This window comes from bacterium, from assembly GCA_040753085.1.
Classification (GTDB): Bacteria; UBA9089; JASEGY01; order JASEGY01; family JASEGY01; genus JASEGY01.
In genome coordinates, this window is the sequence record JBFMHI010000020.1 from 1 (window position 1) to 6,466 (window position 6,466).

General features: G+C 36.7%; 6 protein-coding genes. All 6 read right to left on the reverse strand.

Going from position 1 to position 6,466, the window contains the following annotated elements; translation table 11 throughout:
* Positions 1 to 185 precede the first annotated feature (185 nt).
* Entirely contained in the window at positions 186 to 1,301 is a 1,116-nt protein-coding gene (locus tag AB1797_04015) for a glycosyltransferase family 4 protein (protein MEW5766778.1), read from the reverse strand.
* The gene (locus AB1797_04020) at positions 1,301 to 2,713 is read right to left on the reverse strand and encodes an O-antigen ligase family protein (protein ID MEW5766779.1); all 1,413 of its coding nucleotides are present in this window, start codon (positions 2,711 to 2,713) and stop codon (positions 1,301 to 1,303) included. The genes AB1797_04015 and AB1797_04020 overlap by 1 nt, the downstream gene beginning before the upstream one ends.
* Positions 2,710 to 3,951: a hypothetical protein gene (locus tag AB1797_04025; protein MEW5766780.1), complete on the reverse strand. Its 1,242-nt coding sequence runs from the start codon at positions 3,949 to 3,951 to the stop codon at positions 2,710 to 2,712. Before AB1797_04025 ends, AB1797_04020 begins: the two co-directional genes overlap by 4 nt.
* The gene (locus AB1797_04030; protein MEW5766781.1) at positions 3,948 to 4,352 is read right to left on the reverse strand and encodes a HEPN domain-containing protein; all 405 of its coding nucleotides are present in this window, start codon (positions 4,350 to 4,352) and stop codon (positions 3,948 to 3,950) included. Before AB1797_04030 ends, AB1797_04025 begins: the two co-directional genes overlap by 4 nt.
* Positions 4,325 to 4,684, reverse strand: a complete 360-nt coding sequence (locus AB1797_04035; protein MEW5766782.1) for a nucleotidyltransferase domain-containing protein — start codon at positions 4,682 to 4,684, stop codon at positions 4,325 to 4,327. Before AB1797_04035 ends, AB1797_04030 begins: the two co-directional genes overlap by 28 nt.
* Before the next feature lie 136 nt (positions 4,685 to 4,820).
* Positions 4,821 to 5,912 (reverse strand): UDP-N-acetylglucosamine 2-epimerase (non-hydrolyzing), encoded by a 1,092-nt coding sequence (wecB, locus tag AB1797_04040; GenBank protein ID MEW5766783.1) that lies wholly within the window; start codon positions 5,910 to 5,912, stop codon positions 4,821 to 4,823.
* Positions 5,913 to 6,466: the final 554 nt, after the last annotated feature.

Genomic DNA, 6,466 nt, shown 5'->3' on the forward strand with positions numbered 1-6,466 from the left:
CAAAAGTATAGTAACACCAGAAGGTCTAAAAAACAACCTTCAAAATACAAGGGGCGTATTGTCTCTTCGGCCAAAACTGTTACCACTTTTTAGGGCTGTTTCTGACCGAAATGAGACAATGCCGAAAAAGCTAATTATTTTTTGTCCAAAGTCCAATACTAACTAGGGGTTATAAAAAGATGCCCTTAACCTTGAAGGATCCTTTTATATAACTCCAAAAGTTTATTACCTTCATTTTTCCAGTTATATTTCTCTTCAATTGCCTTACGACCGTTCAAACCCATATTTTTTGCCTCGTCAGGATGGGTAAGTAAGTAAGTAATGGCTTCAGCTATAGCTTCAGGATTAAGCGGATCCACCAATAACCCGCACCCAGCACCTTCTACAATCTCCCGCCAAAGTGGGAAATCTGAGGCAATCACTGGAATAGCCGCAGACATATATTCAAAGAGTTTTACTGGATAGCTGTCAAGATAGTTTATAATTGAATGTAGTGTTACTAAACCAATACGCGATACTCCCAGAAGGTATTTTACTTGCTGTATTGATTGCCAGCCAAGAAACTCTACCCGTCTCCATCCAGGAAGCAGACACACCTCTTCCTTGAGGGAGGCAGGGCTAAATGTACCCGCCAAAACCAACCTTGCTTCCAATTCCTTTGGAAGCAACTCTATTGCCCTTATCATCTCAAAGATGCCACGGATAACATTGATACCTCCTGCATAAGCAATTAAGGGTGCCCTTGAGGTATAAGCTACATCCTCAGTTAAAACGAATTCATCCTGAATAGGAAAATTTTGCACCAATACGGTTTTATTTTTAGGGAATCGAGAAGCAATCTTAGGCGTAACCGTAACAATAGCTTCAAAGAACAAAGCAGTAATGCCTTCTAATAATTCCATGGCGTTACCTGTAATTACTCGGAATGACTTAGGAATCCACCACTTAGACAAAATCTGACGTGGCAGATCCTCGTGTACATCATAGATAACTTTTTTACCCAATAACTTTAAAATCAGCCCTACGGGAATTAGCTCTGGGTCATGAAAGTGGTATATATCACCTTTTTGTTGTAACGCAAGTTGAAATGCCTTAAATGTTAAGATAGTCATCCGGTGGAAGCGATTTTTAGCCTTTGGTAAAGCAATTATCTTGATACCATCAACAACCTCGTCCTTATTATGTTGAGCAATCAAGGTAACATCATAACCTGCTTTTGCAAGCGTTTTAGCCTCCTTATGAAATATACGGGTATCAAAAGGAGGATGCACAGTCGTTATATGACAGACTTTTTTCGACATCAACCCACCTTCATTGCTTTAATAAGATTCTTTGTTGAATAAATTATTCCAATCCATGCAAACAATAGTCTATTATCACTTATATCACCTGATATAGATGAATTTAAAAGCATATTTATTAATAGAGCTAATAAAGTTAAACTTAAAAAATACATCTTATTGGTTTGTGCCTTTTTTATATTTGATAATCCATTATAAAAACTAAAGTAAAGCATTAAGATAAAAGATAACAAGCCTAACAATCCTAATTCAGACCCAATTTCCAAGAATATATTGTGTGGATATGCACCTCTTTTATCATCAAACCCTTCATAATAAACACTAAATCCACCTATCCCAAGTCCAGTAACTGCAGTTGGAAAACTTGTTATTGCCTCAAATGCCCTTTTAAACCTTAATATCCTCTCCAGAGCTGAAAAACCACCCCATTCTTGTAACACATGGATTCTCATAATGATGGTTTCAAAATATTCATAAAAAGATATAAATAAAAAAATCGGAACAAGCAAAAAAACTGTAAAAACAATCAACAAAATTTTTAAATGATTCTTCTTTAAAGTAAAATTCAACATAACACTTTTCAAAGACCTAACAAGCAAATAAAGAAAGATACATGAAACACTTAACAATAGTGCTATCAAAGGCCCCCGCCCACCAGAAATAAATAAAGCAAAAAGCAGTGTAGTTAATAGCACAATATATAAGATTTTGTTTAAATTGCTCTTAGATGTCATTAAGGAATATAACGATAAAACAATTGCTGCATTGCCACATATTCTCCCCACTGCAAGATAGTTTGAACCAAATGCAGTTTTAAAGCCTATTTCTTCCGGTGATAGACCTCCCGTTGCAATATCTAAAAACATTGCAAATGCCAAAGCAATAAAAAGAAGAAAAAATCTATCAATAGGTGCTTCTTTTTGAAATAAATAAAAAGGAAGAAAACAAGATAATAAAGTAATAGTCGAAAGTCTCAATAATTTATCCGTTCCATATATAGAAGCTAAAGTATATGTTAAACTAAAAAATGAAAGAAAAATTATAATAATATATGGCCACAATATTGATCTTTGGGGCAATATGAGTTTAATCTTTCTACTTATCAATATACCATATAAAACTCCAACCATAGATAAAAATCCAAACAACACTGTTAAATCTAAAAAAATTGGTAAAAATTCTAATCTTGGGTCTGCTTTATATACTCCCGCAGTTAAAAATAACCCGAAGGATATTTCAGGAAAAATAATCAGCAAAATGATGATTAAGCATAATAATGGAAGCCCAAGCAAAATGAATTCATTATCAAGATGTATTGACAATAACATCACACCAACTGCTATACTCCCGCCCAGCATTATGGGTAGAAGAATACTATTTGCCCTAACTTTGCTGATTGTGAGTAAGTTCATTGCCTTTGCACCAGGAGTTTTCTTGTTTCTATCAAGGTCAAAATCCCTAACAGAAATAATGCAATAACAAAACAGTATACTATATAAATATAACCCGTTATAAATAACACGGCTATGGCAGAAAGCCCCAAAAACAATAAAAGACAAAGGATAATATTAATGATATTTATTGCCTTCACATAATAAGCATCTATAATACTTCTCATCGATATATAAACAGCATAGGCAATAGATGCCACCATAATTATCCTTACCACTAACACTATATCAAAAAAATTTCTCCCCAAATATAGATTAATTATCCTGTCAGCCAATATCTCAAAGATAATAATGCCAACTATTGTTAGGGAAAGGGTTATTCTCAAAATTTTATTAACATAATCTTTTAAGAGGTTAACATCTTTACTGGCTATAAGTTGACTTGCTTTGGGCAAAAGGATTATTCCAATCGGTGCAAAGGCTGCCCCAACCATATTTAAGAGGGATATGCCAAAGGAAACATAGCCTGCTTCTTTTACCCCAGATATATGGGCAGTAAATATAGCCGGAAGTGAAAGAATGGCAGCCATAGCAAAATCTCCAGGAACCCGCTGTAACCCATACGATATAAGTTCTTTAGTATGTAGAAATAGATTCACTATCTTAAAGGTTGATTTCCTTAATATTAATACCAGAAAAGATACAGAAATTACAATCCATAATATCCCACCAATTAAAAGGATCTGTTTAGTATCTTTCCCAAAGAGAAAGACTATCGGTGGAACAATTCCCATATTTATAATCTGTAATATATTTGCACTAACCATATTTAGTTTGCCTCGAAAAAAGCTATAGCAGGATGAATGAAGAATCAGTCCGATAAGCATCAGACTTATTGGAGATATAAGATAAACATAATTTGAATTCCCAAACAATAGAAAGGCAAACTTATCGTCAAAGATATTTAATGTCAACATAAGAATTAGCGTCGTAACAACAAGCGTAATGATACCGGCAATAAAATATGTGTCAGATCTATTGTTATCAAGACTGGCTGAGGCATAAGCGATATACCTTGGTATTCCAACCCCCAAACCCATAAGAAGTAACGGCTGGATAAGCGATACTGTCCGTCTGCTCAAGGCATATTCTGAAAACCCTTGTGTTCCCAGTATATTAGCTGCAAGTTTGTAAACTAAAATCCCGCTTACTAAAACAATGAATTCGGTAATAAAGGTAAGAATAATATCCCTTCTCATCTTTCTCTAAGTTGAGCTTCCAAGTATTCAGTTATACAGACGATGAATTTCTCAGCATCATCCACAACTTTTCTTGCTATTTCCTCATTAATGATTATCTTGGAACTGTAATCAGATTCTTCTCTCTTTTTCCGAATATAATCAAATATTCTACCATACTCCGTTTCAAAAACTCTTGTTTTGATAAAATGTTGGATAAAGGCAGACTCAACACCTGAATGTTTGCTCCTTTCTATCTTTTGAGTAAGAAGTAAGGCAGTCGTAATACTAAATATGGCATAATAAGCACGATTCACGCTTGCCCGATATCTTCCTAACTTGAGCAATTCTTTCGCAGTTTGAATATCCTCCTGGGCACGGTCAAGTCGAACCTCTACAAGAACTCTGGTTTCTTTATCCATAACTCTATACCGTCCTTTTGGATATTATTATAAAGTGGATCATGATACTTTTTATGCCATTCGTAGGTTTCTCTGTCCATAACTAAAGGCGATAGGATTACATCGGTCTCCAAAATGATATCAAAACAAGCCATATTTATTTCATCTTTGAGGTTCTGGTCGCCATTTGTAATCACTACCAGTAAATCAATATCAGATTCAGGATCCAAGTTTCCACGAGCAACCGAACCAAAAAGTATTATTTTTGAAATCTGTTTTTTATATCTTTTTCGAAGAATCCCCAAATATTGAGATAATGCTTTTCTTTGATTTTCATTCATCTTAAGAGTCATTACCGTCCCTCATTTATCTTACCATCCTGGGGGTGCGAAAGCAAGATTCGCTTTGTCTTCCTTAAAAAGATGGGGGGAACCCCGCCCCTACAGCGGTGGTAAGCCACTGTAATCCAAAATAAAAACCTGTGGGCTACTAACTTACTCTTTTCCATCTTTCTATCAACTCATCCACAATCCTTTTTCCTGACTGCCCATCTCCATATAAATCGTTACAGAAAGCAAAAGGCAAAGGATTATGTAAGTTAAGAAAGTTGTAACTATCTAATATACGGTTTTTATCTGCTCCGGAAACTAAATTAACACTATGTTCAACCAATTCTACCCATTCTGTTTCGTCACGCAAGGTGATGCAGGGCTTTTGAAAGAAGAATGCCTCCTTTTGTAAACCACCACTATCGGTCATAACTAATTGGCAATGCTCAAGCAACCATATCATTTCAAGGTAACTTACAGGCTCTATAATATGGATCGCAGAATCAAGGGCATAAGAACTTGAGTTAATAATGTTACGGGTGCGTGGATGCAGAGGTAAAACAATCGGCATCCCCTTCTTAGCAATCTCTTCGAAGGCTTCAAAGATGTTTAAAAGACGAAATTTATTATCGGTATTTTCTGCTCTATGAACAGTGGCTAAGATAAATCCATTTTTCTGTAAGTTGGCAATGTGTGGCTTCTTCGAAAATTGGCGGTAAAACAATGAGGCGTCATACATTACGTCCCCTGTTTTTACTACCTTGCAGGGGAGGATATCAAAACCCTCTTTCTTAAGATTTTCTACTGCCTTATCTGTAGGACAGCAAAGGATGTCACTTATTCTATCCGTCAGAATCCTGTTTATTTCCTCAGGCATTTGCATATTGTAACTTCTTAAGCCAGCTTCCACATGAACTAGTGTAATATGAAGCTTTTTAGCAGCTAACGCCCCAGCCAAAGTGGAATTAGTATCACCATACACAATAACATAATCTGGCTTTTCTTTAATCAGTACCTCTTCTACACGCTTGAGCATCTCACCTGTCTGAAAGGCATGTGTACCTGAACCTACACCCAAGTGATAATCAGGCTCATTAAGTTTCAGTTCATCAAAGAAAACCTTTGACATCTCATCGTCATAATGCTGACCGGTATGGACAAGCACCTCTGTATGATCCTTGCGTAATTCATGTGAAACAGGGGCGGCCTTTATAAATTGAGGCCGAGCACCAACAATGGTAACAATCTTCAAGATATCTCCCCTTTCCCCTCGATTTTTTCAATTCTATCCTCAACCCTTTTATACCTCTTACCACATAAAGCCCACGCCAGGTCTTCTCTAAGTCGCCCTCTACACTCACATACCCAACCCATCTCTGTTTAGCCGGGCTCCCTACTACCAGGGCATAATCAGAAACATCCCTTGTTACTACTGCCGCCGCACCAACAAAACAGTATCGCCCAAGGGTTATCCCACAAATAATAGTGGCATTAGCACCAATAGTAAAGCCTTTCTTAACTAAGGTAAATCGGAGCTAATCCATTTTAGGGATTTCTGCTCTTGGATTATAGATGTTCTTAAAACCATAGATGGCCCGCAGAAGACCCCATCTTCAAGTGTAACACCCTATATACACTTACATTGTTCTGAATCTTACACTCGATGTTCAAGTTTTTTTTCGGCAAGGTTGGCATATTTCTTGCTAAGATGAAGGTCCCATGCCTTCTGAAGGCTCGAGGGGATAGTATTACCCTGCCACATTGGCGTTGTACGCGGGGGGGGCCACCCCAAAGTGGGGGGGTAAA

What these genes read in the sequence shown, in the direction of transcription:
- AB1797_04020 (MEW5766779.1), bottom strand. Translation starts at nt 2,713, where the DNA reads ATGAACTTACTCACAATCAGCAAAGTTAGGGCAAATAGTATTCTTCTA.
- AB1797_04030 (MEW5766781.1), bottom strand. Translation starts at nt 4,352, where the DNA reads ATGGATAAAGAAACCAGAGTTCTTGTAGAGGTTCGACTTGACCGTGCC.
- AB1797_04015 (MEW5766778.1), bottom strand. Translation starts at nt 1,301, where the DNA reads ATGTCGAAAAAAGTCTGTCATATAACGACTGTGCATCCTCCTTTTGAT.
- AB1797_04035 (MEW5766782.1), bottom strand. Translation starts at nt 4,684, where the DNA reads ATGACTCTTAAGATGAATGAAAATCAAAGAAAAGCATTATCTCAATAT.
- AB1797_04025 (MEW5766780.1), bottom strand. Translation starts at nt 3,951, where the DNA reads ATGAGAAGGGATATTATTCTTACCTTTATTACCGAATTCATTGTTTTA.